Consider the following 26,024-nt stretch of genomic DNA (forward strand, 5'->3'; position numbering starts at 1 on the left):
CTGGAAGGGTTCACACTGATCCCATCCGGCACAGGCGCAAGCGTAGTTCGCCTTCCGCCGGATTGATGAGTATCAGACGGTCTGCTTCTCCCGAAGCTCCTTGATCTTGGCCTTCTTGCCGCGGAGCTCGCGCAGGTAGTAGAGCTTGGCGCGACGCACGTCACCGCGGGAGACGACCTCGATCCGGTCGATCGCCGGGCTGTTGAGCGGGTAGGTCCGCTCGACGCCGACGCCGAAGCTGATCTTCCGGATCTTGAAGGTCTCCCGCAGGCCGGCCCCCTGGCGGCCGATCACGACGCCCTGGAAGACCTGGACGCGGGAACGGTTACCCTCGACGACCCGGGCGTGCACCTTGAGGGTGTCGCCGGCGCGGAAGTCGGGAAGGTCGGTGCGCTGCGACTGGGCGTCGAGAGCGTCCAGCGTGTTCATCGCTGCATCCTCGTCGTGCTGAGGCGCATCGGGTGTTCGATGCGCGAGTGGGTACTGCTGATCTCCCGAAGGAAGATCCTCGTCTCCTCCCCGCGGCGCGGGGCGAAAACGGCAACCTCCCTACTCTGCCACAGCAGGGGGCGTGATCCGAAATCCACCCTCGTCGAGGGTCTTCCTGTCCGCTTTGTCCAAAGACGCGGGCGGGTAGGCGGCCAGCATGTCCGGCCGGCGCGAAGCGGTCCGCAGCAGCGACTGATCCCGCCGCCAGCGCGCTATCCGGCCATGATCGCCCGAGCGCAGGATCTCCGGCACCTCGCGGTCGCGCCACGAGGCCGGCTTGGTGTACATCGGCGCCTCCAGCAGGCCGGCGGCGTGCGACTCCTCATCCAGCGAGGAGGCGTTCCCGAGCACGCCGGGCAGCAACCGGGTCACCGCCTCCATGATCACGATGACCGCGACCTCGCCGCCGAACAGCACGTAGTCGCCGAGCGAGATCTCCCGCACCGGCATTCGGGCCGCCGCGTCGTCGATGACCCGCTGGTCGATCCCCTCGTACCGGCCACAGGCAAAGATCAAATGCTCGAGACCGGCGATTTCGTACGCGTCGGCCTGGGTGAACGGCTTCCCCACCGGCGACGGGACGATCAGTGTGCCGTCGCCGACCGCGTCCAGGGCCTGCCCCCAGGGCTCGGGCCGCATCACCATGCCCGGCCCGCCGCCGTAGGGCGTGTCGTCGACCGTCCGGTGCACGTCGTGCGTCCAGGTGCGCAGGTCGTGCACGGTGAGGCCGAGCGTCCCGGTGGCGCGGGCCTTGCCGATCAGCGACAGGTCGAGCGGCGCGAAGAAATCCGGAAATATCGTGATGATGTCGACGCGCATCAGAGGTCCAGCAGACCGTCCGGCAGGTCGACCACGATCCGCCCGCCGGCCACGTCCACGGACGGCACGAGCTGGCTGACGAACGGGATCAACGCCGTTCCACCGCCCGATTTGTCCAGCACGATCAGATCCGAGGCGGGCGCGTGATCGATCCGGGCGACGGCCCCCAGATCGTCGCCGCCCACCGAGACGACCCGCAACCCCACCAACTGGTGGTCGTGGAACTCGTCCGGGTCCGACGGCGGCGTCAGCGTCGAGCTCTCCACCTGCAGCAGGACGCCGCGGAGGGCCTCGGCCACGTTGCGGTCGTGGACGCCCTCGAACTGCACGATCCCGCGGCCCTGATGCCACCGCACGGACTCGACGACGAGGGACGGCGGCACCTGATAGGGCACCCCGGGAACGGCAGCCGCCGGCCCGGCGTTCACCCGGCGGTCCCGGGGGACCTCCGTGGCGAACACCGAACCGGCGACGAAACGCTCCTCGGGCTCATCGGTCCGCACATACACCGAGACCTCGCCCCGGATCCCGTGCGGCTTACCGATCTGACCTACGACTAGGAGCATTCAAATTTTCCTTGCAGTACGGCGAAGCCGTTCAGGAGGCTCAGTAGGCGTCGACGATGTCGACGCGGATGCCGCGCCCGCCGATCGACCCGATGACCTGACGCAGGGCCTTGGCCGTCCGGCCGCCGCGCCCGATGACCGTACCCAGGTCCTCCGGGTGCACGCGGACCTCCAGCCGCTTGCCGCGGCGCGAGTCGACCAGCCGGACCCGAACGTCATCCGGGTTGTCGACGATGCCCTTGACGAGGTGCTCCAGCGCCGGCCGGAGCGCCCCGTCAGCTCGCGCCGGCGCCGGCATCGGTCGTTCCCTCGGTGGTAGCAGCGCCGGCACCGGCGGGCTCCGCTGCGGTCTCGGCGACAGCCTCGCGGTTCGGCTCGGCAGGGTCGACGGCCTTGGTCTCCGCCGGCTTGGCCTCGGCGGCCTCCGGAGCGGCAGCCTGCTTCGGCTCGGTCCTGGCCGACTTCTTCGGGGTGGCCGGCTTGGTGTCGGCAACGCCCGCGGCGGCCTTCGACTCGGCCTCGTACACCTCGGTGCGGCTCTTCTTCGGCTCCGCCACCAGCAGCGGCGGCGGCGCCGGCAGGCCCTTGAACTGCTGCCAGTCGCCGGTCTTCTCCAGGATGCGCTGGACGGCCTCGCTCGGCTGCGCGCCGACCGAGAGCCAGTACTGCACGCGCTCGGACTTGACCTGGATCAGCGACGGGTTTTCCTTCGGCTGGTAAATGCCGACGTACTCGATGGCACGACCGTCGCGCTTGGTGCGCGAGTCGGCGACGACGATGCGGTACTGCGGGTTGCGGATCTTGCCCATCCGCAGAAGCCGGATCTTAACGGCCACGGTAATTAGCTCCTGGTGACTGCGTGAGTGTTTGAGGCCTCGGACCCGCGTGGGGTTGCGGAGCCGTGACCTCGGGGATGGCATCGCGCTCAGAGTTAGAGGGCGCCTCACGCGTGCCAAGCGTATCCATTCTGCCAGACGGTATTTGTTTCCTGCCAACCGGCCGGGAGAAGGGCCACGTCAAGATCAAATTCAAGGTGTCGTGCCTGGTTGCATGGTGCAGACCGTCGCTCACGCCGAGGCCGGGCCAGGGGCCCAGCTGACGCTGCCCCTGACCCTTCATTCTGCGTGAGTGGTTGCCGTCGAAGGGGAACTCGCCGGCCTCGATGATTTTCAGCAGGCGGCGGCCCTCGGCCCAGACCGTTCGCTCGTCGCGTACCCAGTAGTGGTCCGGGTGGCTCAGGCGTTCGCCGAATTCCGCCTCGTCCTTCCACTCCCAGGAGCGGTCGGGGTGGACGACGATGTCGAGGTCCTGGTCGATCACGTCGATGCCGGCGATGGTGCCGTCGTCCCAGCGCAGGGCGCCGTACTCGAGGTTGACGTACCAGTTCTGGAAGGTGCCGGCGTCGTCCCGGAAGAACCAGACCGAGTGGTCGCCGCCCGGCGGCACGAACTTGAGCAGGCCCGGGCCGCGCCAGGTCTCCACCACGTTCTCGTGCTCCAGCCGGATCCACTCGGCGAACGGCATGTCCCGGATGTTCCGGCCGTCGACCGCCTGCTCGACGACCACGGCGCTGCCGCGGGGCAGCCACAGCAGCAAGCCGCGCTCGTCGTCGGAAATCACCCGGCAGGGGCGCACGCACGCGATCCGTGGGCCGTCGACGTTGCGGTACAGGACCGTACGGCCCGGGGCGAAGCTCACCTCAGTACGCCCGAGCCTCAGTAAGAGCGCGCCAGGTAGGCGATCAGGTTCGGCTCCTCGTCCGAATCCGGCATCGTGCCGTCCGGGCGGGTCAGGCAGCGGACCGTGACCGCCTTGCCGTTCGCCTCCTTCTCGCCCTCGTCGCCGACCGCCGACCACGGCACCCGCGCCCAGCCGGTCTGCGCCGCCTCGATCGCGTCACCCAGCGTCTTCACGTCGACCGTGCGCTCCTCGCGGAACGACAGCGCGTCGTCGAAGAGCCGCTGCTGGTCGGCCTTGAGCGCGGTGGTGACCGCGCCGACGAGGTCGCCCATCGGGATCGGCGACTTCGAGCCGTCCACCCGGCGGGCCACCGTCACGTTGCCGGCCGCCAGGTCACGCGGGCCGACCTCGACCCGGATCGGGATGCCCTGCAACTCGGCGTCCACCGCGCGCCGGCCGAACGGGACGTCCGCGCGGTCGTCGAGCTTGACGCGTACACCCGCTGCTTTCAGTTCGTCGCGGAGCTTGGCCGCCGCTTCCGTGACGCCCTCGCCCGCCTTGACCACCATGACCTGCACCTGGATCGGCGCGAGGCGCGGCGGAAGCCGCAGGCCGTTGTCGTCGCCGTGCACCATGATCAGGCCACCCATCATGCGGGTGGAGGTGCCCCACGACGTGGTCCAGCAGTGCTCGACCGCGCCGGCGGCCGACGAATACGTGATGTCGAACGCCCTCGCGAAATTCTGGCCGAGCTCGTGCGAGGTACCCATCTGCAGCGCCTTGGCGTCGCCCATCATGGCCTCGACGGTCATCGTGTTGGTGGCCCCGGCGAACCGCTCGCCCCGGGTCTTGCGGCCCGGGACGACCGGCACGGCCAGGATCTCCTCCATGAACGCCTGGTAGACGTTCTTGTGGATGTCGCGGGCGTGCTCTCGGGCGTCCGCCTCGGTGGCGTGCGCGGTGTGCCCCTCCTGCCAGAGGAACTCGGTGGTACGCAGGAACGTGCGCGGCCGCAGCTCCCACCGCACCACGTTGGCCCACTGGTTGAGCAGCAGCGGCAGGTCCCGGTACGAGTCGACCCACTTGGCCATGAACTCGCCGATCACCGTCTCGCTGGTCGGGCGCACCACCAGCGGCTCGGCCAGCTCCTTGCCACCCGCGTGGGTGACCACCGCGAGCTCGGGCGAGAAGCCCTCCACGTGGTCGGCCTCGCGGCGCAGGTAGCTTTCCGGGATGAACAGCGGGAAGTAGGCGTTCTGCACGCCGGCTTCCTTGATCCGCGCATCCATGTCGGCCTGCATGCGCTCCCAGATCGCGTAGCCCACCGGGCGGATCACCATCGTGCCGCGCACCGGGCCGTTGTCGGCCAGCTGCGCCTTGGCGACCAGGTCCTGATACCAGCGGGGGAAGTCTTCCGCACGGGGCGTGAGCACTCGAGCCATGAGGCTGCATCCTAGTCCGGCCCGCACTGCAACCTTCCGGGCGGGCAGGCCGTGTCCTGTCTCGGAAGGGCGTTGACGGATGGAGTTCGACGGCTCCGTCCGGTCGTCAACCGCCTGGCCACCGACCGGTGGCGCCGTATCGGGGTGCGCCGGGCTCACGCGCCGGCGCCGGCGCCACCGGTCGATCCACCCGCCGAGGACGTGGTGCTGCTGGTCGAGGCGGCCGGGCCGCCACCGGCGCGGAGTTCGGGTTCGGCTCCTCGACCAGCATCGTGCTGGCGTGCCCGGCACCGAGCGGCCTGCGGCTCTGGCGAGTGCCTAACGGATCACCTCGCCGCGCAGCACGATCCGTTTCGGCGCCTTGACCACCCGCAGGTCGGCGCGCGGGTCGGCCTCGTAGACCACCAGGTCGGCGAGGCCGCCCTCGACCAGCCCCGGGAAGCCCAGCCACTCCCGCGCCCGCCACGAGGCGGCGGCGATGATGTCGGCGGCCGGCAGCCCCGCCTCCCGCAGGAGCAGCATCTCCTCGGCCTGCAGGCCGTGCCGGATCCCGCCGCCGGCGTCGGTCCCGAGGTAGATCGGCACCCCCGCCTCGTACGCCGCCCGCACCACCCCCGGAAACCGGTCCCGCAGCGCGATCATGTGATCCGCGTACCCGGCGAACTTCTCCCGGGCCTGCTCCGCGATGCCCCCGAAGGTCCGGATGTTGATCATCGTGGGCACCAGCGCCGTCCCCCGCCGCGCCATCTCGTCGATGAGGTCGAGCGACAGCCCGGTCCCGTGCTCGACCGAGTCCACCCCGGCCCGCACCATGATCTCCACGCCCTCCTCGGAGAACGTGTGCACCGCCGCCCGCGCCCCCGCCGCGTGCGCGGCCTCCACCGCCGTGGTCATCGTGGCCGCGTCCCAGGAGGGCGCGAGATCCCCCACCCCCCGGTCGATCCAGTCCCCGACCAGCTTGACCCACCCGTTCCCGGCCTTGGCCTGCGCGGCGACGGTGGCGGCGACATCCTCGGCGGCCACCTCGACCCCGATGTCCCGCAGATACCGCCGCTGGGGCGCCACATGCCGCCCGGCCCGGGCCAGCCGCGGGATCCCCGCCTCGTCGTCCAACTCCGGGTACGGGTACGGCGACCCGGCATCCCGCAAGGCGAGCACTCCGGCGTCGCGGTCGATGACGGCCAGCTCGCGGGCCTCGTCGAGGCTCTGGATCGGCTTGGCCCCGTACGCGATCCCCAGGTGGCAGTGCGCGTCCACCAGCCCCGGCACCACAAACCCACCGTCACTGATCGTCTCGGCCCCGCCCACGGGCTCGAACGTGACCCGATCCCCCACCAGCCACAGATCGCGAACGTCGCCCTCAGGCAGGACCGCCCCACGCACATGCAAAGCCATAGAACAGTCCTACCCGATCAGGCGATCATCAGCGGCTTCGGGTCCTCTCCCGGATCAGGTCACGCCGGCGGGTCCAGGCCGGCAGATCCAGCGTGATCTTCCACGGCTCCTCGACGGTGACCAGCTCATCCGTCTTGAGGTGCTGCCGATACGACCCATCCGGCCCGAGCAGGAATTGCGTCAACGTCACCCGCTCTGCCAACGGATCGATGATCCAGTAGGCCGGAATACCGAGTTCGCGGTAGCGCTCGAACTTCTTACCCAGATCAACGGACTGCGACGACGGCGAGATCACCTCGATCACCAGCAGCACATCGGCCGACATGATCGGCGATCGGTCGGCGCCCTCCTCACGGAAGACCATGACGTCGGGACACAGCTCGTTGAAGCGGTCCAGCCGAACCGCCTGCCCCACGTTGACCATGATGCCATCAGGGCAATGCTCCTCGATGGCATTGTTGGCTCTGACACTGATGAACTGGTGGATGGGGAGAGCGCGGGGAGTCAAGACGAGCCTTCCGTCGAGCAACTCGAAGCGAAGATCCTCTGGAAGGCCCGCGATGTCGTCGACGGTCAGATCGTCTCGGCCGAGCAGATGGTCGATCAGGTCCTGCCCGACTAGGTGCGGCGCGATGGTCATCGATTCCTCCTCGATGGGATCGCCATTCACCATACTAGGCTCCAGACTAGTTGCTCCATGCCGACATCGGACCGCCCTTCCCCGGCGGGTCAGGTTGACAAAAGCCTACTGATTCTCTTCGCGATCCCAGTAGTTCCCGCGATACGTGAACACCATCGGCCACCAGTTCGAGATGGCCGGAAGATCGACGGTCACGGGATAGGGCACTTCCGTCGTGAAGACCTCACGAGTGCGCGTCACCGTCTCGAAGCCACTGCCGACGGCGCGCCGAAACTCGCTCAGCCCGCCACCCAGACAGCTCTCGGAGCCGTCCTCGAAGACCCAGTAAGCCGGTACGCCCATCGCCGACAGCCTCGCGACCCGGTCGAGCATGTCAGCGAAGAGCAGGTACGGATCGACCACATCGACCACCAGCACGACATCGCCGTCGCCACCGGGGCCGAGCACGACGATATCGGGCCAAGGCACATCTTCCTCGTCGCTCCACAGCGGCATCCGTGGCACCAACCGGTAGCCCTCAGGTTGCCGCTCCTTGAGCGAGCCGAGCAGGGCGGCGCCTCCGAGCTGCGAAAGGTTGCCGCGCTGCGGTAAGTCGAGCCAGCCGTCGATGAGTTCGTAGCGGAACTCGAACGGCAGCACATCGAGGTCGTCAACGGTCCAGTCGCCGCCACAGGGAAGTACGTAATCCGACATCATAGTCGCATAGTAATTTACATACGACTACCCCGCGAGGCCGCGTCAGCGCTTGTCGTCGTCGTCCTTCTTGGGCTTGGTGAGCTTGTTGAAGTCCAGGTTGGGGAGCTTGAAACCGCCCGCCCCGCCGCCCAGTGCGTTCGGGTCGAAGCCCGGGGGCAGCTGGGGCATGCCGCCCGGGAAGCCGGCCGGCAGGCCGCCGCCGCCCGCGCCGGCACGGGGGCGGGACGAGCCGCCCTTCGTACCCTTGCGCTTGTTCTTCGGGCTCTTCGTGGCCTTTCGGCGGGCGCCGGGCAGGCCCATCATGCCGCCCATCTGCTTCATCATCTTCTGCGCGTCGGCGAAGCGGTTGAGCAGCTGGTTGACGTCCATCACCGTGACGCCGGAGCCGTTCGCGATGCGGGCGCGGCGGGAGCCGTTGATGATTTTGGGGTTGGTGCGCTCGGTCGGGGTCATCGAGCGGATGATCGCGGTGACCCGGTCGAAGTGGGAGTCGTCGAGCTCGTCGAGCTGGGCCTTCATCTGGCCCATGCCGGGCATCATGCCGAGGATGTTGGCGATCGGGCCCATCCGGCGTACGGCGATCAGCTGCTCGAGGAAGTCCTCCAGGGTGAACTGCTCGCCACCGAGCAGCTTGGAGGTCATCTTCTCCTTCTGCTCGTCGTCGAAGGCCTGCTCGGCCTGCTCGATGAGGGTCAGCACGTCGCCCATGCCGAGGATCCGGCTGGCCATCCGGTCGGGGTGGAAGAGGTCGAAGTCCTCCAGTTTCTCGCCGGTCGACGCGAACAGGATCGGCTCGCCGGTCACCTGCCGCACGGAGAGGGCCGCGCCACCGCGGGCGTCGCCGTCGAGCTTGGAGAGGACCACGCCGCTGATGCCGACGCCGTCGCGGAACGCCTCGGCGGTCTGCACCGCGTCCTGGCCGACCATCGCGTCGACGACGAAGAGGACCTCGTCGGGGTCGACCGCGGCGCGGATGTCGCGGGCCTGCTGCATCATCTCGGCGTCGACGCCGAGGCGGCCGGCGGTGTCCACGATGACGATGTCCTTGGCGTGGCGCCGCGCGTACTCGATCGAGTCCTTCGCCACCTGGACCGGGTCGCCCACGCCGCTGCCGGGCTGCGGCGCGTAGACCTCGACGCCGGCCCGGCCGCCGAGCACCTGCAGCTGGTTGACCGCGTTGGGGCGCTGGAGGTCGGCGGCGACCAGCATCGGCTGGTGGCCCTGGCCGGCGAGCCAGCGGGCGAGCTTGCCGGCCAGCGTCGTCTTACCGGCGCCCTGCAGGCCGGCCAGCATGATCACGGTGGGCGGGGTCTTGGCGAACCGCAGCCGCCGGCCCTCGCCGCCGAGGACGTTGATCAGCTCTTCGTGAACGATCTTGATGATCTGCTGGGCGGGGTTGAGCGCCTGGGAGACCTCGGCGCCCCGGGCCCGCTCCTTCACGTTGAACACGAAGGACTTGACCACGGGCAGCGCGACATCCGCCTCGAGCAGCGCGAGGCGGATCTCGCGAGCGGTGGCGTCGATGTCGGCATCGGTGAGCCGGCCCTTGCCGCGGAGCTTGGTGAAGATCCCGGACAGGCGGTCACTCAAAGTGTCAAACACGGTGCGCTCGATTTCCTAGTTGGCTCGGCCCGTTGGTCAGAGTTAAGGCGATGCCGCAAGCCTAGCCGCCCGTACGAACGCTCACCGGTTGCGCATGCGGTAGGTCTTCTGCGCGGCCTCGATCCGCCGCTGCGTACGGGTGCCGGGGGCGATCCCCTTCTTGACCTTGCCGTACACGTACGCGCCGCCGGCGAGCGCGATCGCGCCGACGATCAGATAGAACAGCGCGGGCCCGATCAGCGAGCTGACCACCCAGCCGACCACGATCACGCCGGCGATCAGTGCCACCAGAAACGCGATTGCCTTGCCCATCGGGTCCTCCCCCTGGGTCCGAAAAACCTCGACCTCCACCATGCCCCAACATCGCAACCCTGCCCATCCGCCGTAACCCTGAGCGCACCCGTAGGGGTCGGTCTCGCCCGTTTCCGCACGTCACAGGCGCCAAAAGACGTATACCGGCGATATCAGGCGTCACCCGACACCGCAACCTGGAGTTCCGGAGCGCCGTTGAGGGTCACAGACCTCGACGGACCCGGCGGAAGGACGACGGCGTGCCCCTACGGCGGATCCTGCGACATACCCCCTGGCCGGTACGGCGCCGCCTGATGGCCGGCGTACAGCACAAACTGCTGCCCTATCTGCCGGCCGAGCGCCGGTTGGCGACGGCCCGGCGGCTCGTTCCGCTGGCCGACGGGGCCGGCGCGGCCGGACGCCGGGGCCGGACCGCGGTCCGGGTGACGACGAGAGCAACCCCGACGGGCGTCCGCCGGGAGAACCTCGACCGCGTCGTCACCGCCCTGGAGACCGCCGGCATCGAGTGGTTCCGGGTTCCCGTCGACTCCCTCACCGGCTCGGCCGTCGCCGTACGGGAAGAGGATCGGAACCGGGTGATCGGCCTGCTCGAAACGCTCGGCGCGAGCGACGCCGGCCTGCTGGAAGTGGTCCGGCCGGCCGGCCGGTCCGGCCGCCGGGCCCGCTGGAAGGCCGACGTGCTGCGGCTGAGCCGCCCGGTGACCGACCCGGGCCGCACCCTCGTCTTCGGACCCGAGTACGGCTGCGAGATCGAGTTCTGGCGGACCGTGAACGGCAACCTGGCCGGGCCGCGCAGCAACCCGGTCGCCGACGTGGTGCCGGCCGGCGAGCCGATCGTGGACGCGCCCGAGTCGGTCTTCGGCTCGTTCAGCTCCACGGCTGACCCGGCCTCCTACCGGACCCGCGAGATCTTCACGATGGTCAGCCCGGATCGGGTCGCGTTCCCGATCGACGTGGTCTACACCTGGGTGGACGGCGGCGATCCGGCCTGGCGCGAGCGCAAGGCCGCGGCGCTGCGCGAGAACGGCTGGGTCGCCGAGGTCAGCGAGCAGGCCGCCAACGACTCGCGGTTCGCCTCCCGGGACGAGCTGCGCTACTCGCTGCGCGCGCTGCACGCGTTCGCCCCCTGGGTGCGGCACATCTTCCTGGTCACCGCCGACCAGGTGCCGGCCTGGCTGGACACCACCCGGCCGGACCTGACCGTGGTGAGCCACCGGGAGATCTTCGGGGACACCGGGCGGCTGCCGACCTTCAACTCGCAGGCCATCGAGTCGCGGCTGCACCGGATCCCGGGGCTGTCCGAGCACTTCCTCTACCTCAACGACGACGTCTTCCTGGCCCGGCCGGTGCCGCCCGAGATGTTCTTCACGCCGGGCGGGCTGACCCGGTTCTTCCCCTCCGGCGCGCTGGTCGACTCGGCGCCCCGGCAGCCCACCGACCCGCCGGCGAACTCGGCCGGCAAGAACAACCGGCGGCTGATCCAGCAGGCGTTCGGCCGGGTGCTGACCCGCAAGATGAAGCACACCCCGCACCCGTCGCGGCGCAGCGTGCTGGCCGAGATCGAGCTGCGCTTCGCCGAGCACGTGGCGGCGACGGCGAGTCACCAGTTCCGGCATCCCGACGACATCTCGCTGCTCTCCTCGCTGCAGCAGTACTACGCCTACCTGACCGGCCGGGCGGCGCCCGGGGACATCCGGTACATGTACACCGACCTGGCCGACCCGGCGACGCCGATCCGGCTGGCGCGGGTGCTGCACGACCGGCAGATGGACGCGTTCTGCCTGAACGACACCGACTCGTCGGCCGAGGCGGCGCGGGAGCAGGCGGCGTTGCTGGCCGAGTTCCTGCCCGCCTTCCTGCCGTTCCCGTCCCCGTACGAGCTGAGCACGCCCCGGCCGGCGACGGCCGCCATCGAGCCGCCCCGGCCGCCCGTCGTGGGCCGGCAGAGCCCCCACCGCTCGGCCCAGGTGCACCCGGACATCCCGCTGCCGCACGCCTGACGCAGCTCGTACCTTTCGAGAGGATTTTTCGTGACTTTTGATGTTGCAGTGCTCGGGCTCGGGTATGTCGGGCTGCCGCTCGCCCAGCAGGCCACCCGGGTCGGCATGCGGGTGCTCGGCTTCGACGTCAACGCCAAGGTGGTCGCCTCGCTGGCGGCCGGCCGCTCGCACGTGGACGACCTCAGCGACGCCGACGTCGCCGAGATGCTGGCCGGCGGCTTCCGTACCTCCACCGACGAGTCGCAGATCGCGGAGGCCGGCACCGCGGTCATCTGCGTACCCACCCCGCTCGCCGAGGGCGACGGCCCGGACCTGCGCGCGGTGGTCGGCGCCACCGAGGCGATCGGCCGCAACCTGCGCCCCGGCATGCTGGTCGTGCTGGAGTCCACGACCTACCCGGGCACCACCGACGAGGTGGTCCGGCCGCTGCTCGAGAAGCTCTCCGGGCTGACCGCCGGCATCGACTTCCACCTGGCCTTCTCCCCCGAGCGGATCGACCCGGGCAACGAACGCTTCGGCGCCCGCAACACGCCCAAGGTGGTCGGCGGCTACACCCGGGACTGCGCCGACCGGGTGGCCGCCTTCTACGGCCGGTTCGTCGACACCGTGGTGCGTACCAAGGGCACCCGCGAGGCGGAGACCGCGAAGCTGCTCGAGAACACCTACCGGCACGTCAACATCGCGCTGGTCAACGAGATGGCCCGGTTCTGCCACGAGCTCGACATCGACCTGTGGGACGTGATCCACGCCGCCTCGACCAAGCCGTTCGGCTTCCAGGCCTTCTATCCGGGGCCGGGCGTGGGCGGCCACTGCATCCCGATCGACCCGAACTACCTTTCGCACAACGTACGCAGCAAGCTCGGCTACCCGTTCCGCTTCGTCGAGCTGGCCCAGGAGATCAACGCGACCATGCCCGGCTACGTGGCCCGCCGCGCGCAGAACCTGCTGAACGCCGACGGCCAGGCGGTCCACGGCGCCACCATCCTGCTGCTGGGCGTCACCTACAAGGCCAACATCGCCGACCAGCGCGAATCCCCCGCGACCCCGCTCGCCCGGCAGTTGGCCCAGCTCGGCGCGACCGTCCTCTACCACGACCCGCACGTTCCATCGTGGACGGTCGGCGACGTGGAGGTGACCCGCACCGACGACCTCGAGGGCGCGGCGGCCGCCGCCGACCTGGTGATCCTGGTCCAGCAGCACCGCGAATACGACGCCGACCACCTGGCCCGCGTCGCGAAACGCTTCTTCGACACCCGCGGCGTCACCACCGTCCGCGAAGCACATCGCCTATAAAAATCAAATTCCAGCTACCGTACGCGTCAGCCAGGCCCCGCCTGTTCCAGGCGGCCTGGCTGCCGTCCCGGCCCCGTGCCGCCACCATCCGGGCTGTGCTGCAACTCGGGCAGGCCGGCCCAGGCGTCGGCCCACTTTCTCTGCCGCCGCTCACGGTTGCGGGCGGAACGTCCAACGGGAGTTGAGCCTGTAGTTCAGCACTGGGATGGCGACCAGGGCGACCGCCTGAACGATCGGGTAAGGGGTGTGCATTGCCTCGGTGCCAACCCAGAGCACAACCGTGTTGAGGGCGAAAGCGGCGGCCGTCACGGTCAGAAAGCGCGAACCCGCGACGGCGTGACCGGTGGTCGAGCGGAACACCCAGGCGTGCTGCAGCACGTACGAGACGAGGATGCTCGCCAGGAAGCCGGTGGTGGACGCCGCGACCGGGCGGACGCGCAGGCCCTCGGCCAGCGCCAGGCCGACGCCGAAGTGGGTGAGGGCGCTGGCGCCGCCGCTGACGGCGTAGCGGAGCAGGCGAGCGATCATCGGCAGAACGGCCTCCCGTACATCTGCTCGGTCGCCATCGACGCGGTGACCGCCATCCGTTCCCCGGAGCTGTGCGTGCCGGGCAGTTCGCCGGACGCGAAGCGGGAGTACGGCGCCTCGCGGAACAGCGCACCGAACTCGCCGAGCAGCGCGCACCGCCGGGTGTTGCCGGAGGGCCGCGGGTCGAACTGGGCGACCTCGGCGGCGATCGCGCCGGTCAGCACCGCGTACGGCAACCGGTCCGCGCCCACGGCGTACGCCTGATTGGCGGTGGTTGTCCCCGCGCCGAGCAGGACCGCCACGACCAGCGCGACCCGAGTCACCAGCGCCCGCCCGGCGAGCCCGAGCAGACCGGCGAGCAGCAGCGCGCCGCCGGCCGCGGTGAGACCACTGTCCCGCCAGCCCAGCCCCCACCGCCCGGCCTCGGCCAGTTCCTGCGTCTGCTCGTTGATCGAGCCGAGCACCGCGCCGAGCAGCAGCACCGACCCCCCGGCCGCGGCCAGCCGGACCGCCCGCGGCCGGCCGAGACCGGGCAGCCGCGGCAACTCGGCGAACACCCGGGCGGCGAGCAGCGCGAGCACCACCGCCGCCACCCCGAACACGACCTTGCTGACCGGCCCGGCGTCGCGCATCGCCTCGCCCCACTGCAGCGGGGGCAGCCACGCGGTGAGCCGGTTGGCCAGCGCGCCGCCGACGCCGGGCCCGAGCACCAGATCGGAGTTGCCGTAGCAGCCGCCGTCCCGGCAGGCGTGGTACAGCACGACGCGGACCGGCCCGAAGACCGGCAGGAAACCGGCCCAGAGCAGCAGCGCGGGCCGCAGCCGGGCCGGGCCGCCGCGGGCCAGCACCGCCGCCGTGGCGAGCGGCGGCGCGAACGCTGCCACCTCGTTGAAGACGGCCAGCGTTGCGCCGGCGAGCACCACGAGAGCGGCCCGGCGCGGGCCGCGGCAGACCCAGGCGGCGACCAGGAGCACCAGCGCCGCGGAGAGGAAGTACAGCCCGCCGAAGAGGACCGTGGTGCTCAGCCGGCCGGCCGCGCACAGTCCGGCCGCGAAGGCGAACGGCAGCAGGGCGATCGGGCGGGCCGGCGGCTCGGCGAACATCTGCCCGGGGGCGGTCACCGCCTCGGCGAAGACCACCGCGGCCGCGCACAGCACCGCGGCGGCCAGCGCCGAGACCAGCCGCAGGCCGACCTGCACCGGGAGGTGGGTTACCTCCGCGACGACGTACGCGGCGGTGTCCACCGACCACTCGAGCATGCGGCCCAGCGGGCGGAAGTTGCCGAAGCCCACGTACATCGGCACCGAGCGGAGATTGTCGGTGACCAGCCGCCAGGGCTGCCGCTGCCCGATCGAGCCGTGCCAGTACACGTTGTACCGGTGGTCGGCGTCGGCCACGAGGTAGAGCAGCGGCGCGGTCACCGTCAGCGGCAGCACCAGGCAATGAAGGAAGATCCGCCGCCATCCTCCGGCGGCCAGCACCGCCACGCCCGGTTTGTCCAGGACCGCGGTCACTTGCGGTCCGCCACCAGCTGTTCGGGAACTTCAGCCGTTTCTTCCGGGGTTTTCCGCCGCGGGTCGGCACCGCCCATCGACCGGGGCGACTTCTCCTGCACCAGGTAGCGCGGCCGGCCGCGGACCTCCTCGTGGATGCGCGCCAGGTACTCGCCGATCACGCCCAGCCCGAGCAGCACGAACGTGCCCATCACCAGCAGCACCAGAATCACGGTCGGGAAGCCGGCCAGCGCCCCGCCGCGCACCCAGCGGATCAGCGTCTGCGCGCCGAGCACCACCGAGAACCCGGCGAAGGCCAGCCCGACCAGGGTCACCAGGTGCAGCGGCGCCGAGGTGAACGAGGTCAGCCCGTTGACCGCGAGCCGGAACAGCGCGCGGAACGTCCACCGGGACGCGCCGCCCTCCCGGTGGTCGATGTCCACCTCGATGGTCGTACGCCGGAAGCCGATCCAACTGGACGTGCCCCGGAAGAACGACGAGTGCTCCGGCAGCCGCAGCAACGCCTCCAGGGCCGGGCGGCTGAGCAGCCGGAAGTCGGTGGCGTTGACCAGATCCACCTGGGTCAGCCGGGTGAACGCCCGGTTGAACAGCCGGCCGCCGACCCGGCCGATCAGCCCCTGCCCGGTCCGGTTGCGCTTGACCGCCTCGACCACGTGCGCGCCGTCCCGCCAGCGCTGCACCATGGCCGGGATGGCCGACGGCGGGTGCTGCAGGTCGGAGTCGATGACCACGACGGCGTCGCCGGCCGCGTGCTCCAGCCCGGCGAGCACGGCCGGCTCCTTGCCGAAGTTGCGGGACAGCTGGACGCCGCGGACCCGGTCGTCGGCGAGCGCGTGCCGGACGATGCGGTCCCACGAGTCGTCGGCCGAGCCGTCGTCGACCAGCACCAGCTCGTACCGCAGCCCGGCGTCGCCGAGCACCTGGCCGAGCCGGCGCACGAAGCGGTCGACGCCCGGGCCCTCGTTGTAGATCGGCGCGACCACCGACACCAGCGCGCTCATCGCGGCGCCCGGCTGCAGAAGCGGCGGCCGGCGAGCTGCCGGGTGGCCCGGTCGAGACTCATGTCAAAACGCTCCCCGTCGCGAGAGTCCACAGTCAGAAAGGCGTCGCGCAGCGCGCAGCGGCGGGCGTCGCCGGCCGGCGTCCGGTCGAAGCCGGCCACCTCCTGCGCGATCCGGTCGTAGAGGTACGGGAACCGCCCGCCCCCGGAGGCGTCCCGGAAGTCCTTGTTCGCCGCCGCCGAGATGGTCCCGGCCACCACGAGCAGCGCCAGCAGCACCAGCACGAACCGCCGCCACAGCGCGAGCACCAGCACGCTCCCGGCGACCGTGGTGAGCCCGCTCTCCCGCCAGCCGCTGCCGACCGGCAGATCCTGGCCTTCGGCGCCGAGCGCGGCGAGCGTGCCGGCCAGCACCAGCAACGCGATCGCGACGCCGACCAGCGCGCCGCTCTGCCGGCCGTCGAGAACGGGCAGCGCCCACAGCCCGCGCAGCGCCCGCCAGCCGAGCACCGCCAGCGCGACGAAGGCCAGCACCGGGACCGCCGCCGCCAGACGCGGGAACTCGCCGCCGGTGGCCCGCTGCCACATCAGCGGCGGCAGCCAGGAGACCAGCCGGCCGGGCAGGGCGGCGGCCGCTCCCCGGTACGCGATATCCGAGCCCACGTAGCACCCGCCGCTCGCGCACCGCTGGCGGATGAGCAGCCGGACCGGCACGAAGACCGGCAGGAACCCGATCCAGAGCAGGCCCGCGAACCGGACCGACGCGCCGCGCAGCACCCGGCGCCAGTCGAACCCGAGCACCACCCGGCCGTGCAGCAGCACCGCCACGGTGGCCAGCGGCACGGCCAGGTAGGCGAGCTCGTTGAACGCGGCCAGCCCGGCCCCCACCAGGACGATGAGCAACCCGGCCCGCCGCGCCCGGCAGGCCCAGGCCGCGACGCCGAGCACGAGCGCGCTGGTGGTCAGGTAGAGCCCGCCGAACAGCACGGTCGTGCCGAGCCGGCCGGCCGCCACCAGCCCGGCCGCGACCGCGAACGGCAGCAGCGCCGCGGCCGCCGACGGCGACCCGGCGAAGAGCCGGCGACGCCGCGCGGTGACCGCCTCGACGAAGACGACGGCGGCGACGGTCAGCAGGACCGCGGCCAGGAACGAGATGACCCGCAGCCCGATCGGGGCCGGCACGCCGAAGAGCGCGGTCAGGGCGAACGCGGCCACGTCCAGCGACCACTCCAGCACCCGGCCCAGCGGACGGAAATTGCCCGCGTCCAGATACCGCGGGACGGTGGTCACCGCCGCCTCGAACAACCGCCATGGGCGCGTCGCGTACAGCCCGCCGTTGTTGTAGATGTTGAACCGGTGGTCGGCCGACAGAGTCAGCGTGACCAGCGGCGAAAGCACCACCAGCGGGGCCAGCAGGCACCGCCGCAGAAGCGCCCGCCACGGGCGGCCCGCGGCCGGGACGACAGCCGCCGGGCCGGCCTGACGCGGCACTTCTAGGATCTCGGCGGTCACGAAAAAGCAACGACCGCACCGAGTCGAAAGTTGCGAAACGGGCGTTGGGTGGACCGTGCGCAACGTAGCGGCCCTGGACACGTCCGCCCGCCGGCTGCCCAGCCAGCGCGACCCGCTGCCGGTGGCGGTGCGACCCGGCGAGGGCGTCTTCCGGCCGGACATCGAGGGCCTGCGGGCGGTGGCCGTGCTGCTCGTGGTGGCGGCGCACGCGGGCGTCGCCGGGCTGGCCGGCGGCTACGTGGGCGTGGACGTGTTCTTCGTCGTCTCCGGCTTCCTGATCACCTCGCTGCTGCTGCGCGAGGCGGAGCGGACCGGCCGGATCTCGGTGGCCCGCTTCTACTGCCGCCGAGCCGTACGCCTGCTGCCCGCCGCCGCCGTGGTGCTGGTCAGCACGCTGGTCGCCGCCCGCTTCCTGCTCCCGGCGGTACGCCTCGGCGAGTACTGCAAGGACGCGCTGTCGGCCGCCACGTACGTCGCGAACCTGCGCTTCGCCGCGATCGGCACCGACTACCTGAACGCCGACCGGCCGCCCTCGCCGTTCCAGCACTTCTGGTCGCTCGCCGTCGAGGAGCAGTTCTACCTGGTCTGGCCGCTGCTGATCCTGGCCGCCGCGCACCTGTGGCGACGCCGCCGGCCGCTCGCCGCGGTGCTCGGCGTGCTGGTGGTCGCCTCGTTCGCGCTGAGCGTCACCGAGACCGAGCGCTCGGCGCCGTGGGCCTACTTCGGCCCGCACACCCGGGCGTGGGAGCTGGGCGCCGGCGCCCTGCTTGCGCTCGGCATCAAAAAGATCAAAGGACCGATGCGGGCGTACGGCTGGGCCGGGCTCGCCGCGATTGCGGCGTCCGCACTGTGGTTCGACGACGCTACCGCGTACCCCGGATGGCGGGCCCTGCTGCCGGTCGGCGGCGCGGTCGCGGTGATCGCCGCGGGCGGCAACCGGCTCCTCGAGATCCGTCCGATGCGGACGGTCGGCCGGCTCTCCTACGGCTGGTACCTCTGGCACTGGCCGGTCCTGCTTCTCCTCCCGTTCGGCAACGGCCTCCCTTTCGCCGTCCTGAAGGCGGGGGTGGCCCTCGGCCTGGCCGCGGCGACCTACCGCTGGGTGGAGAACCCTCTGCGCCGCCACCGCTGGCGCGGCGCGCGAACCGGCCTGAGCCTCGGCGCCGCCCTCTCCGGCACGGTGGCGGCGGTCGCGATCGGCCTGGCGCTGCTGCCGCACGCGGTGCCCACCGGCGCGCGCCGGGTCGACCTGCGCGCCACCCTGGCCACCGCCTCGCGACCCGAACAGGAACTGGCCGCGGCCATCGAGGCGAGCCGCGCGATGGGCCCGCTGCCCGGCAATCTCGTCCCCGCGCTCGCCCGGGCCGCCCGCGACCGCCCCCGGGTGTGGACCGACGGCTGCCACGCCGACGTCCCGGTCACCGCCGCGCCCGAGGGCTGCGTCTACGGCGACCCGGCCGGCACCCAGACCGTCGTGCTGTACGGCGACTCGCATGCGGCGCAATGGTTCCCGGCCGTGGAGCGGCTCGCCGTCCAGCGGCATTGGCGGCTGGTCGAGCTGACCAAGAGCTCCTGCTCGGCCGCGGACCTGCCGCTCTGGCACGACACGCTCAAGCGGGAGTACACCGAGTGCGCCGCGTACCACCGCTCGGCGCTGGCCCGGATCGCCCGCCTGCGCCCGGCGCTCGTGGTGGTCGGGTCGAGCTTCAACTATCGCCCCGCCCACCCGTCTCCTGACCTGAGCGGCCAGTGGCGCGCCGCCTGGGACCGAACCTTCGCCGCGCTGCGCTCTACCGGCGCCCGGGTCGTCGCCATCTCCGACACGCCCTACATGGGCGGCTCGGTCCCCGAGTGCCTCGCGTCCCCCGCCAACGCCAACCACGCCGGCAACTGCACCCGAACCCTCCACTCGGCGATCCGCGGCCCCGAGCAGCGCCAGGTCTTCCTGTCCTACGCCAACGTCATCGACCCGACCGAATGGTTCTGCACCGACGCGTGCCCCGCGGTGATCGGCAACCTGCTCGTCTACCGCGATTCCAACCACCTGACGACGACGTACGCCGAGGCCCTGGCGCCACTGCTCGGCGCCCGCCTCTGACCCCCACGGTGCGGCGTGGACTTCGACTACGGCTGCCTGGCCCAAGACCGGCTTGCCATGGGCCGGTGGTGCGACACCGGCTCTGACTCCGGCCGCCGGCTGGGCAGGCGATGACGTTATCTCTGCACGATCGATTCGTTGGGGCCGAGAAGGAAGAGTTTGCGTTCGCCGTGAACGGATTTCCTCCATGATCTGGCAGTCGAGCTTCGAGAGTGGAGTGTTCCTGTTCGCCGGAAACCCGTTCTCTTCACGATCGCCTGCCGTCGGTCTGGGGCGGAACCCGGCAGCCGGAGACGCAGCCGGAGTTGCAGCCACCGGCCCATGGCAAGCCGGTCTGGGGCGGAACAGTGCGCGCTGGTCAGCGGAGCAGGTCGGCGAGGGTTGGGGGCTGGGTGGCGTCCACGATGACGGTGCGGGCGGTGTCGTGGTCCCGGTTCAGGCGGGAGAGGCGTTGGGTGAGCACGTCGTCCCAGGGGCGGTCCGGGCGGTGGTGGTCCCAGGTGGCCCGGTCCGGCAGGTATTCGATCAGTACGCCCAGGTCGCGGAGCAGGGCGAAGGACGGGCAGTCGGTCACCACGACCGGGCGGTGGTCCGGGTTCACCAGCAGGCGCTGGCGCAGGGTGAGGACGAACTCGCGGACCGCCGCGGTGTCCAGGCCGATCGCCACGTACAGGTGGGCGGGGGGTCGCTGCGCGGCGGAGGGCACTCGGCGTACGGCCGCGGAATTGGTCTTTGGATGACCACGCAGCCGGCGCAGGACCGCGCGGCTCAGCCGGGGCACGGTGTGTACCGGGTCCTTGACCAGCGAGACCAGGCCGTAGCCGAGGCGGTAGGACTCGCTGTGCCGCAGGCGCTCCAGGCGGCGGCGCTCGCGGTCGAGTTCGCGGCGGGCGGTCTCGGCGTTCTCCTGCTCCTCGGCGAGCCGCGCCTCCAGCGAGCGCATCCGGCCGGCCATCGCGGCCAGTTCCCAGCGGGCCCGCTCGGGGGCGTCCAGGGCCATCCGGCGGTCGGGCACCTTGACGTTACGCACGTCAGCCTCCGTGTCGGCGGGCCCGTAGGCCGCTCAGCCACGCGGCGGCCGCGCCGCCGCCGTTCTCGAATGCCAGTTCGCGGCAGCGGTGCGCGAGGCCGGCCCGCACCTCCGGGCGGGTGGCCTGGTCGAGTACCTCCTCGAGCTCGCCGGTGGACGGGTCCTCGACGGTGAGCGCCACCCCGGTGGCCGCCGCGAACCGGGCCCGGCCGACCTGGTCGTCCAGGCGGGTGGCGGCGTTCGGCAGGAAGACCGTGGGGATGCCGAAGCCGATCTGCTCGTGGAACGAGTTGTAGCCGGCCGCGCTGACCGCGAGGTCGAACGCCCGCAGGTAGCGGCTCACCGGGTAGAGCTTGACCACCTTGGCGCCGGCGATCCGGGGCAGCGGGGTGGTGGCGATCGTCGACTCGGCCAGCACCAGCTGGAAGCCGCGCCCGGTCAGGTGCTGGCAGATCCGGGCGGCCGGGGACGAGATGTCGTTGATGTTGCCGGCGCCCAGTTGCAGCAGCGCCGCCGGCCGGTCGTCGAGGTCGAGTTCGGCCCGGGCCGCCTCGCGGGTCAGCAGTTCGCTCTCGTCGAGGAAGGTGATCGGCTCGACCTGCACGGCGTTGGGCCGGTCGGCGACGGTGGGGCCCTCGTCGACCACGGCGGCGAACTCGCCCGGCTCCAGCACGTGGTCGAAGACCTTGCCCTCGGTGATCCAGTCGGCGCCGACGCCGCGCTGCCACATGGCCCGGCGGACCCACACCCAGATCAGCCCGGGGTGGTCGCGGACCGCCTCGACGATCCCGGCGTGCGGCAGGCAGTCGACCGCGACCACGGCCGGCTCGTGCAGGTCGATCAGGTGGGCGAGGCGGTCGCGCAGCAGGGCGGTCCACCGGGGATGGGCGGCCTGCAGCACCTTGCGGGACGGGATGTACTCGGTCAGGAAGCCCTCGCCGTGGGCGACCGAGGCGGCGTACGACTGGGTGGCGATCACCGCGGTGTGGTCGTCGGGCAGCCGCCGGGCGATGGCCATCAGCCGGGAGAGGTGGCCCATCCCGGCGCCGTTGTCGCTGACCATGAGGACGCGTCGCGTGGTGGCCGGCTTGCCGGTGGCGGCGGAGGCGGTCGGCGGGGAGATGCGCGGGCGGATGCCGTACGTGGCCAGCCGGGTCAGGTGCGACTGGTGGCCGTAGCGCTGCTCGGCGAACTCGCGGGCCCGGCTGGCCACCGCGCGGTAGCGGGCCGGGTCGGCGTACAGCTCGTTCACCAGGGCGGGCACGTCGGCGGGCCGGCCGTAGAGTGCGGCGTCGGCGAAGGTGGGGCGGAAGTGCTCGCCGATGATCACCGGGACGCCGCTGGCCATCGCCTCGAGGATGGTCCGGCCGAAGGCCTCGACCAGGTCCGGGTCGTGGAAGTAGACGAAGAAATCGATCGTACGCAGGAACTCCTCGGGCGATTCGGCGCCGAACGGGACCACGTCCCAGTTGTCCGGTTTGTGGCCGAGGCGGCGGACCGCGATCTCGCCGCCACCGAGCACGCGCACGCGAAACGAGGACGACGGCGGGTAGGCGCGCAGGATCTCGTCCGGGTCGAGCGGCCACTTCACCGGGTCGGCCCGCCCGTGCCGGCCGATCACCGGCAGGTCGCCGACGAAGCCGTCCCGGTCGCGCCACCAGTGCGCCACGTCGATGATCTCGTGCCAGTCGGCGTCGGCGAGCCCGGCGTCCGGCTCGACCTGGCGGACCTGGTCGCGGACCTGGGAGCTGATCGGGGCCCACTCCACCCGCGGGCCGAAGTAGCGGTGCACCCGGTCGCGTACGGCCGCGAAGTCGTAGTAGCGGAAGGGGTTGCCGGCGTCGCCGGGCGGCTGGTTGATCACCATGACGGTCCGCTCGGCGCGGATCCGCGGTAGCGCGGCGAGGTCCTCGGTGAAGATCCGGGGCTGCCGTACGAGCAGCAGCTTGCACTCGATCTCGTCGTCGTCCCGGGCCAGCGTGGCCACCCCGTCCCGCAGCAGGTCGCTGATCCGCGGGCTGAACGGGAGGGTCCTCGGCTGGTGCGGCGACGGCACGTGCACGAGAACGGTGGAAAGCGCCGCCTCGGCCTGCGCGTACACCTCCGCGGCGATGCTCGCCGAGGTGCCGCCGGGGTAGCGGAAGTCCGAAAGGATCGCCACGTCGTGCACGTCGGATCAACGAGAAACCGGCCCGCACCGTGACGGCAACCGTGCCGGAGGCGCCAACCGTCCGGCAACCGAGAGGCCCCGGCAAGGCAACCGCCGCGGGGTCATCCGGGCTCGTGTGGAGCCGAACTGAGTCGGTGAACCCGGCGGTAGGAGCCGGGCACCTACCACCGAAAGTGAGTTCGACTCGATGCGTACCAAGATCACCAAGCGTCTGGCCCTGATCGCGACGATCCCCGCCACCCTGCTCGGCCTGGTCATGGTGGCCGCACCGGCGAGCGCCGCGGTGGTGAGCGAGACCAAGCTGCAGGGCGACATCGCCTACCTGACCAACAAGCAGCGGGTGGCCAACGGCTGCAAGGCGGTGCACCTCGACGCGCGGTTGACCAGCGCGGCCCGGGTGCAGAGCACGTACATGGCCCGGACCGGCGCGTTCAGCCACGTCGGCAGCGGCGGCTCGACCTTTGTGGCCCGGCAGAAGGCGGCGCACTACCCGCGGCCGGCCGGCGAGAACATCGCCTTCGGCTTCCGCACCGGCGTGGACGTGGTGAAGGCGTGGATGGCCAGCCCCGAGCACCGCGCCAACATCCTCAACTGCAAGGCGACCGCGCTGGGCGTCGGCGCGGTGTACTCGGCGAGCGGCAACACGTACTTCACCCAGGAGTTCGGTTACTGAGGAGCTAGTTGGCGCACGACGCGCCGGTAAGAGAGCACGGCGTGCCGTCCGGGGGCCTCACCTTCTTCGGTGAGGCCCTCGATGGTTTCCACCCACTTGCGGAGAGCCTGCTGCTCGTCGTGCCGGTGCGCGTCGTCGAAGACCACGGTCGCCGCGTCGGCCAGCTTGTCCTCCAGCACCCGCATCGCCGGGTAGCGCGCGTCCGGCCCGGTCTTCTCCGGCGGCCCGTCGATCAGCAGCAGGTCCACCGCGCGCACGTCGGCCAGCGCATCGGTGTCGTACCAGGGGAAGCTGCGGCCGTCGAGCAGCACCGGGCGCAGCGGGGCGTCGCGTACCTCGGCCACCTCGGTGAGGCCGTGCGCGGCCAGCATCGCCCGGGTCTTCTCGGCGTACCCCGGGTCGTGGTCGAGCGACACCAGCCGGCCGCCCAACTTCTCCAGGGCGTACGCGAGCCACACCGTCGACGTGCCGCTGCCCAGCTCCAGCACCAGTTTCGGCTTGCGGGTCCGCACCAGGTGCACCAGGTCGAGCAGGTCGGTGGGGTTGAGCGCGAACCCGCCCGAGGACGGCATCGGCGCCCGCGGCGGGAAGCCGTCGAACAGCTGGAAGAGCGCCTCCACCTCGGCGGTCTGCGCGCGCAGCAGCCGGTCGGTGCCGTTGGCCGCGGCCTTCTGCTGGGCGGCCAGCTTGTCGGTGAGCTCGCGGTGCCGGTCGCCGGCGGACAGCAGCATCTCCTCGACCGCGCCGAGCACCCGGCGCTGGGTGTGGTCGAGCACCTGCCGCACGTCCCGCTGGTGGGTGCGCTGCAGCGCGAACAGCTGGGTCAGCCGGTGCAGGACGAACAGCAGGCCGGCGACCGTCCCGGCGAGGAAGACCCCGAGCAGGGTGAGCGCCAGCCCGAAGTGCCCGGTGAGCGCGCTGCCGACGACCGCGAGGCCGAGGAGGGCCGCGGCGGCCAGCACGGCCGCCTGGCGGCGGTTGAGTTTCCGCAAACGGCTAATCACACCACGTCAACGCCCCTGCCCGCGGCCGGTTACGGGGCAGAACGGCCGGCCGGCCCGCTGCCGCGCGGCCGCGTCGAACGCGGTGTCGAAGCGCCGGGCCACCCGGGCGCCGCCCGGATTGACCGCGAGGAACTCGGCACGCAGCGCACATCGACGGGCCGCGCCGGCCGCGGTCGGGTCGAAGTCGGCGACCTCCTGGGCGAGCCGGTCGTCGAGCCGGGCGACCGGCGACGCCATGACCGTGTCCCGGAAGCGCTTGTTCACCGTGGCGGTGACCGCGCACCCGGCGACCAGCACCGCGATCAGGCCGCCGAGCACCAGTCGGCGGGGCCGGGCCAGGTGGGCCGTGGCGACCAGCAGCAGGGCGCCGCCGGGTGCGACCACGGCGGTGTCCCGCCAGCCCTGCCCCCAGCGGTGCGCGGCCACCAACTGCTGCACGTCGGCACTCAGCGAGGCCAGAGCGGCGCCCAGCGCGATCAGCGTGAGGGCCACCACGGCCAGGGCGCGAGCGGCCGGCCGGCCGACCGGGCCGAGCCGGCGCAGGTCGCGCTGGGCGGTCCGGGCGAGCACGGCCAGGGCGGCCAGGGCGAGGACGAGGGTGAGGGCGGAGAGGGCGCCGCCGCCGCGGATCGCGCTCTGCCACTGCAGCGGCGGGAGCCAGGCGATCGCCCGTACGGGAAAGGCTTCCAACGACGCCGGGCGCAAGGCGACGTCGGAGGCCGAGTAGCACGGACCGGTGTCGCAATAGGACTTGATCACGAGCCGGACCGCGCCGAAGACCGGCAGGAAGCCCAGCCAGAGCGCGGCCAGAGCGCGCCGGCCGGGCACCCATCGGCCGCGGGCCACCACCGCGACCGTGGCCAGCGGCAGCGCGAGATAGGTGAGCTCGTTGACGGCGGCCAGGGCGGCGCCGCCGAGTGCCAGCAGCGGCAGGTGCCGGACCCGGACCCGGCCGAGCCGGACGATCGCCGCCACGGCCAGCAGGACCAGCGCGGCGGTCGTGAAATACAGTCCGCCGAAGAGCACCACCGGGCTGGACCGCCCGGAGGCCACCAGCCCGGCGGCGAGCGCGAACGGGGTCAAGGCGGCCACTGTGGACGGTTCGGCGCGGAACAACCGGCCCCGGCACACCACGCTCTCGGCGAGCACCAGCGTGGCCACCCCGAGCAGCATCGCGGCGGCGATCGACACCAGCCGCAGCCCGATGTTCGCCGGCACGCCGAAGTCGCCGAGCGTGTACGCCGCCAGGTCGACCAGCTTCTCCAGCATCCGCCCGAGCGGCCGGAAGTTGCCGTTGCGCAGATAGCCCGGCAGGGAATCGAGGGTGTCCGGCACGATCCGCGGCGGGTCGTCGTGGAACAGGCCCCCGTGCCAGTAGACGTTGTACTTGTGGTCGGCGGTCGGCGCGAGCGCCACGATCGAGGCCAGCACGACCAGCGGCGCCAGCGCGGCCCGCAGCAGCGCCCGCCGCCACAGCGCGCCGGCCGACGGCCCGGCCGCGGCAAAGCGCATCTCGGTCCGGGGCTTCGGCACGACGACGGTCACAAGGCGGCCAACGAGG

24 protein-coding genes are annotated in these 26,024 nt (G+C 71.6%); 4 read left to right on the plus strand and 20 right to left on the minus strand.

Going from position 1 to position 26,024, the window contains the following annotated elements; all coding sequences use genetic code 11:
* Positions 1–72: 72 nt before the first annotated feature.
* The 12 genes from rplS to IH26_RS0111265 form a co-directional block, all read right to left on the minus strand.
* On the minus strand, positions 73–429 hold the full coding sequence (gene rplS / locus IH26_RS0111210; protein WP_030436087.1) for a 50S ribosomal protein L19: 357 nt from the start codon (positions 427–429) through the stop codon (positions 73–75).
* 120 nt (positions 430–549) lie between these two features.
* Positions 550–1,308, minus strand: coding sequence for a tRNA (guanosine(37)-N1)-methyltransferase TrmD (gene trmD, locus IH26_RS0111215; protein WP_030436088.1), 759 nt, complete (start codon positions 1,306–1,308; stop codon positions 550–552).
* On the minus strand, positions 1,308–1,874 hold the full coding sequence (gene rimM / locus IH26_RS0111220; RefSeq protein ID WP_030436089.1) for a ribosome maturation factor RimM: 567 nt from the start codon (positions 1,872–1,874) through the stop codon (positions 1,308–1,310). The genes trmD and rimM overlap by 1 nt, the downstream gene beginning before the upstream one ends.
* Before the next feature lie 40 nt (positions 1,875–1,914).
* Positions 1,915–2,172 (minus strand): RNA-binding protein, encoded by a 258-nt coding sequence (locus IH26_RS0111225; RefSeq protein ID WP_030436090.1) that lies wholly within the window; start codon positions 2,170–2,172, stop codon positions 1,915–1,917.
* Positions 2,150–2,710, minus strand: coding sequence for a 30S ribosomal protein S16 (gene rpsP / locus IH26_RS0111230; RefSeq protein WP_051807965.1), 561 nt, complete (start codon positions 2,708–2,710; stop codon positions 2,150–2,152). Before rpsP ends, IH26_RS0111225 begins: the two co-directional genes overlap by 23 nt.
* Positions 2,700–3,572, minus strand: a complete 873-nt coding sequence (locus tag IH26_RS62785; protein ID WP_245665105.1) for a ribonuclease FAU-1 family protein — start codon at positions 3,570–3,572, stop codon at positions 2,700–2,702. The genes rpsP and IH26_RS62785 overlap by 11 nt, the downstream gene beginning before the upstream one ends.
* Positions 3,573–3,589: 17 nt before the next feature.
* Positions 3,590–4,996, minus strand: a complete 1,407-nt coding sequence (gene proS, locus IH26_RS0111240) for a proline--tRNA ligase (protein WP_030436093.1) — start codon at positions 4,994–4,996, stop codon at positions 3,590–3,592.
* Positions 4,997–5,314: 318 nt separating this feature from the next.
* On the minus strand, positions 5,315–6,391 hold the full coding sequence (locus IH26_RS0111245; RefSeq protein ID WP_030436094.1) for an amidohydrolase family protein: 1,077 nt from the start codon (positions 6,389–6,391) through the stop codon (positions 5,315–5,317).
* Between the two features lie 28 nt (positions 6,392–6,419).
* Entirely contained in the window at positions 6,420–7,031 is a 612-nt protein-coding gene (locus IH26_RS0111250; protein WP_030436095.1) for a Uma2 family endonuclease, read from the minus strand.
* A gap of 105 nt (positions 7,032–7,136) precedes the next feature.
* Positions 7,137–7,727, minus strand: coding sequence for a PDDEXK family nuclease (locus tag IH26_RS0111255; protein WP_030436096.1), 591 nt, complete (start codon positions 7,725–7,727; stop codon positions 7,137–7,139).
* Positions 7,728–7,769: 42 nt separating this feature from the next.
* Positions 7,770–9,329, minus strand: a complete 1,560-nt coding sequence (gene ffh / locus IH26_RS0111260) for a signal recognition particle protein (RefSeq protein WP_030436097.1) — start codon at positions 9,327–9,329, stop codon at positions 7,770–7,772.
* 81 nt (positions 9,330–9,410) lie between these two features.
* Positions 9,411–9,641: a hypothetical protein gene (locus IH26_RS0111265; RefSeq protein WP_030436098.1), complete on the minus strand. Its 231-nt coding sequence runs from the start codon at positions 9,639–9,641 to the stop codon at positions 9,411–9,413.
* A gap of 239 nt (positions 9,642–9,880) precedes the next feature.
* Here IH26_RS0111265 and IH26_RS0111270 point away from each other — a divergent pair, with 239 nt between their 5' ends.
* Together IH26_RS0111270 and IH26_RS0111275 are read left to right on the plus strand one after the other, a co-directional pair.
* Entirely contained in the window at positions 9,881–11,641 is a 1,761-nt protein-coding gene (locus IH26_RS0111270; RefSeq protein ID WP_034214725.1) for a stealth family protein, read from the plus strand.
* 30 nt (positions 11,642–11,671) lie between these two features.
* Positions 11,672–12,934 (plus strand): nucleotide sugar dehydrogenase, encoded by a 1,263-nt coding sequence (locus IH26_RS0111275; RefSeq protein WP_030436100.1) that lies wholly within the window; start codon positions 11,672–11,674, stop codon positions 12,932–12,934.
* A 150-nt stretch (positions 12,935–13,084) separates the two neighbouring features.
* Here IH26_RS0111275 and IH26_RS0111280 read toward each other — a convergent pair whose 3' ends face one another.
* From IH26_RS0111280 to IH26_RS0111295, 4 genes are read right to left on the minus strand one after another with little or no spacing between them, the layout of a single operon-like run.
* Positions 13,085–13,462 carry a GtrA family protein gene (locus tag IH26_RS0111280; RefSeq protein WP_030436101.1) on the minus strand — a complete coding sequence of 126 codons (378 nt, stop codon included), beginning with the start codon at positions 13,460–13,462 and terminating at the stop codon, positions 13,085–13,087.
* Positions 13,459–14,976 carry a hypothetical protein gene (locus IH26_RS0111285; protein ID WP_030436102.1) on the minus strand — a complete coding sequence of 506 codons (1,518 nt, stop codon included), beginning with the start codon at positions 14,974–14,976 and terminating at the stop codon, positions 13,459–13,461. The genes IH26_RS0111280 and IH26_RS0111285 overlap by 4 nt, the downstream gene beginning before the upstream one ends.
* Entirely contained in the window at positions 14,973–15,977 is a 1,005-nt protein-coding gene (locus IH26_RS0111290) for a glycosyltransferase family 2 protein (protein ID WP_030436103.1), read from the minus strand. Before IH26_RS0111290 ends, IH26_RS0111285 begins: the two co-directional genes overlap by 4 nt.
* Positions 15,974–17,488 (minus strand): hypothetical protein, encoded by a 1,515-nt coding sequence (locus IH26_RS0111295; protein WP_030436104.1) that lies wholly within the window; start codon positions 17,486–17,488, stop codon positions 15,974–15,976. Before IH26_RS0111295 ends, IH26_RS0111290 begins: the two co-directional genes overlap by 4 nt.
* 55 nt (positions 17,489–17,543) lie before the next feature.
* Between IH26_RS0111295 and IH26_RS0111300 the strand changes: the two genes are divergently transcribed.
* A complete protein-coding gene (locus IH26_RS0111300; RefSeq protein WP_030436105.1) occupies positions 17,544–19,586 on the plus strand; it encodes an acyltransferase family protein in 2,043 nt (680 codons plus the stop codon).
* Positions 19,587–19,944: 358 nt separating this feature from the next.
* Here IH26_RS0111300 and IH26_RS0111305 read toward each other — a convergent pair whose 3' ends face one another.
* Both IH26_RS0111305 and IH26_RS0111310 read right to left on the minus strand, forming a co-directional pair.
* The gene (locus IH26_RS0111305) at positions 19,945–20,616 is read right to left on the minus strand and encodes a hypothetical protein (protein WP_030436106.1); all 672 of its coding nucleotides are present in this window, start codon (positions 20,614–20,616) and stop codon (positions 19,945–19,947) included.
* 1 nt (position 20,617) lies between these two features.
* A complete protein-coding gene (locus IH26_RS0111310; RefSeq protein ID WP_245665106.1) occupies positions 20,618–22,777 on the minus strand; it encodes a glycosyltransferase in 2,160 nt (719 codons plus the stop codon).
* 196 nt (positions 22,778–22,973) lie between these two features.
* Between IH26_RS0111310 and IH26_RS0111315 the strand changes: the two genes are divergently transcribed.
* Positions 22,974–23,459, plus strand: a complete 486-nt coding sequence (locus tag IH26_RS0111315; protein WP_030436108.1) for a CAP domain-containing protein — start codon at positions 22,974–22,976, stop codon at positions 23,457–23,459.
* On the opposite strand, the gene IH26_RS0111320 is transcribed toward IH26_RS0111315, so the two are convergent.
* Together IH26_RS0111320 and IH26_RS53445 are read right to left on the minus strand one after the other, a co-directional pair.
* Positions 23,453–24,451: an O-methyltransferase gene (locus IH26_RS0111320; protein WP_030436109.1), complete on the minus strand. Its 999-nt coding sequence runs from the start codon at positions 24,449–24,451 to the stop codon at positions 23,453–23,455. The genes IH26_RS0111315 and IH26_RS0111320 overlap by 7 nt on opposite strands.
* An 18-nt stretch (positions 24,452–24,469) precedes the next feature.
* Entirely contained in the window at positions 24,470–25,996 is a 1,527-nt protein-coding gene (locus tag IH26_RS53445) for a hypothetical protein (RefSeq protein WP_157437157.1), read from the minus strand.
* Positions 25,997–26,024 lie beyond the last annotated feature (28 nt).

This window comes from Actinoplanes subtropicus (genome assembly GCF_000721705.1).
In the GTDB taxonomy this organism is placed as follows: Bacteria; Actinomycetota; Actinomycetes; order Mycobacteriales; family Micromonosporaceae; genus Actinoplanes; species Actinoplanes subtropicus.

Coding starts and splice junctions, on each gene's coding strand:
- proS (WP_030436093.1), bottom strand. CDS start 4,996: ATGGCTCGAGTGCTCACGCCCCGTGCGGAAGACTTCCCCCGCTGGTAT.
- rplS (WP_030436087.1), bottom strand. CDS start 429: ATGAACACGCTGGACGCTCTCGACGCCCAGTCGCAGCGCACCGACCTT.
- IH26_RS0111290 (WP_030436103.1), bottom strand. CDS start 15,977: ATGAGCGCGCTGGTGTCGGTGGTCGCGCCGATCTACAACGAGGGCCCG.
- IH26_RS0111255 (WP_030436096.1), bottom strand. CDS start 7,727: ATGATGTCGGATTACGTACTTCCCTGTGGCGGCGACTGGACCGTTGAC.
- IH26_RS0111225 (WP_030436090.1), bottom strand. CDS start 2,172: ATGCCGGCGCCGGCGCGAGCTGACGGGGCGCTCCGGCCGGCGCTGGAG.
- rimM (WP_030436089.1), bottom strand. CDS start 1,874: ATGCTCCTAGTCGTAGGTCAGATCGGTAAGCCGCACGGGATCCGGGGC.
- IH26_RS0111245 (WP_030436094.1), bottom strand. CDS start 6,391: ATGGCTTTGCATGTGCGTGGGGCGGTCCTGCCTGAGGGCGACGTTCGC.
- trmD (WP_030436088.1), bottom strand. CDS start 1,308: ATGCGCGTCGACATCATCACGATATTTCCGGATTTCTTCGCGCCGCTC.
- IH26_RS0111315 (WP_030436108.1), top strand. CDS start 22,974: ATGCGTACCAAGATCACCAAGCGTCTGGCCCTGATCGCGACGATCCCC.
- IH26_RS0111250 (WP_030436095.1), bottom strand. CDS start 7,031: ATGACCATCGCGCCGCACCTAGTCGGGCAGGACCTGATCGACCATCTG.
- IH26_RS0111265 (WP_030436098.1), bottom strand. CDS start 9,641: ATGGGCAAGGCAATCGCGTTTCTGGTGGCACTGATCGCCGGCGTGATC.
- IH26_RS0111280 (WP_030436101.1), bottom strand. CDS start 13,462: ATGATCGCTCGCCTGCTCCGCTACGCCGTCAGCGGCGGCGCCAGCGCC.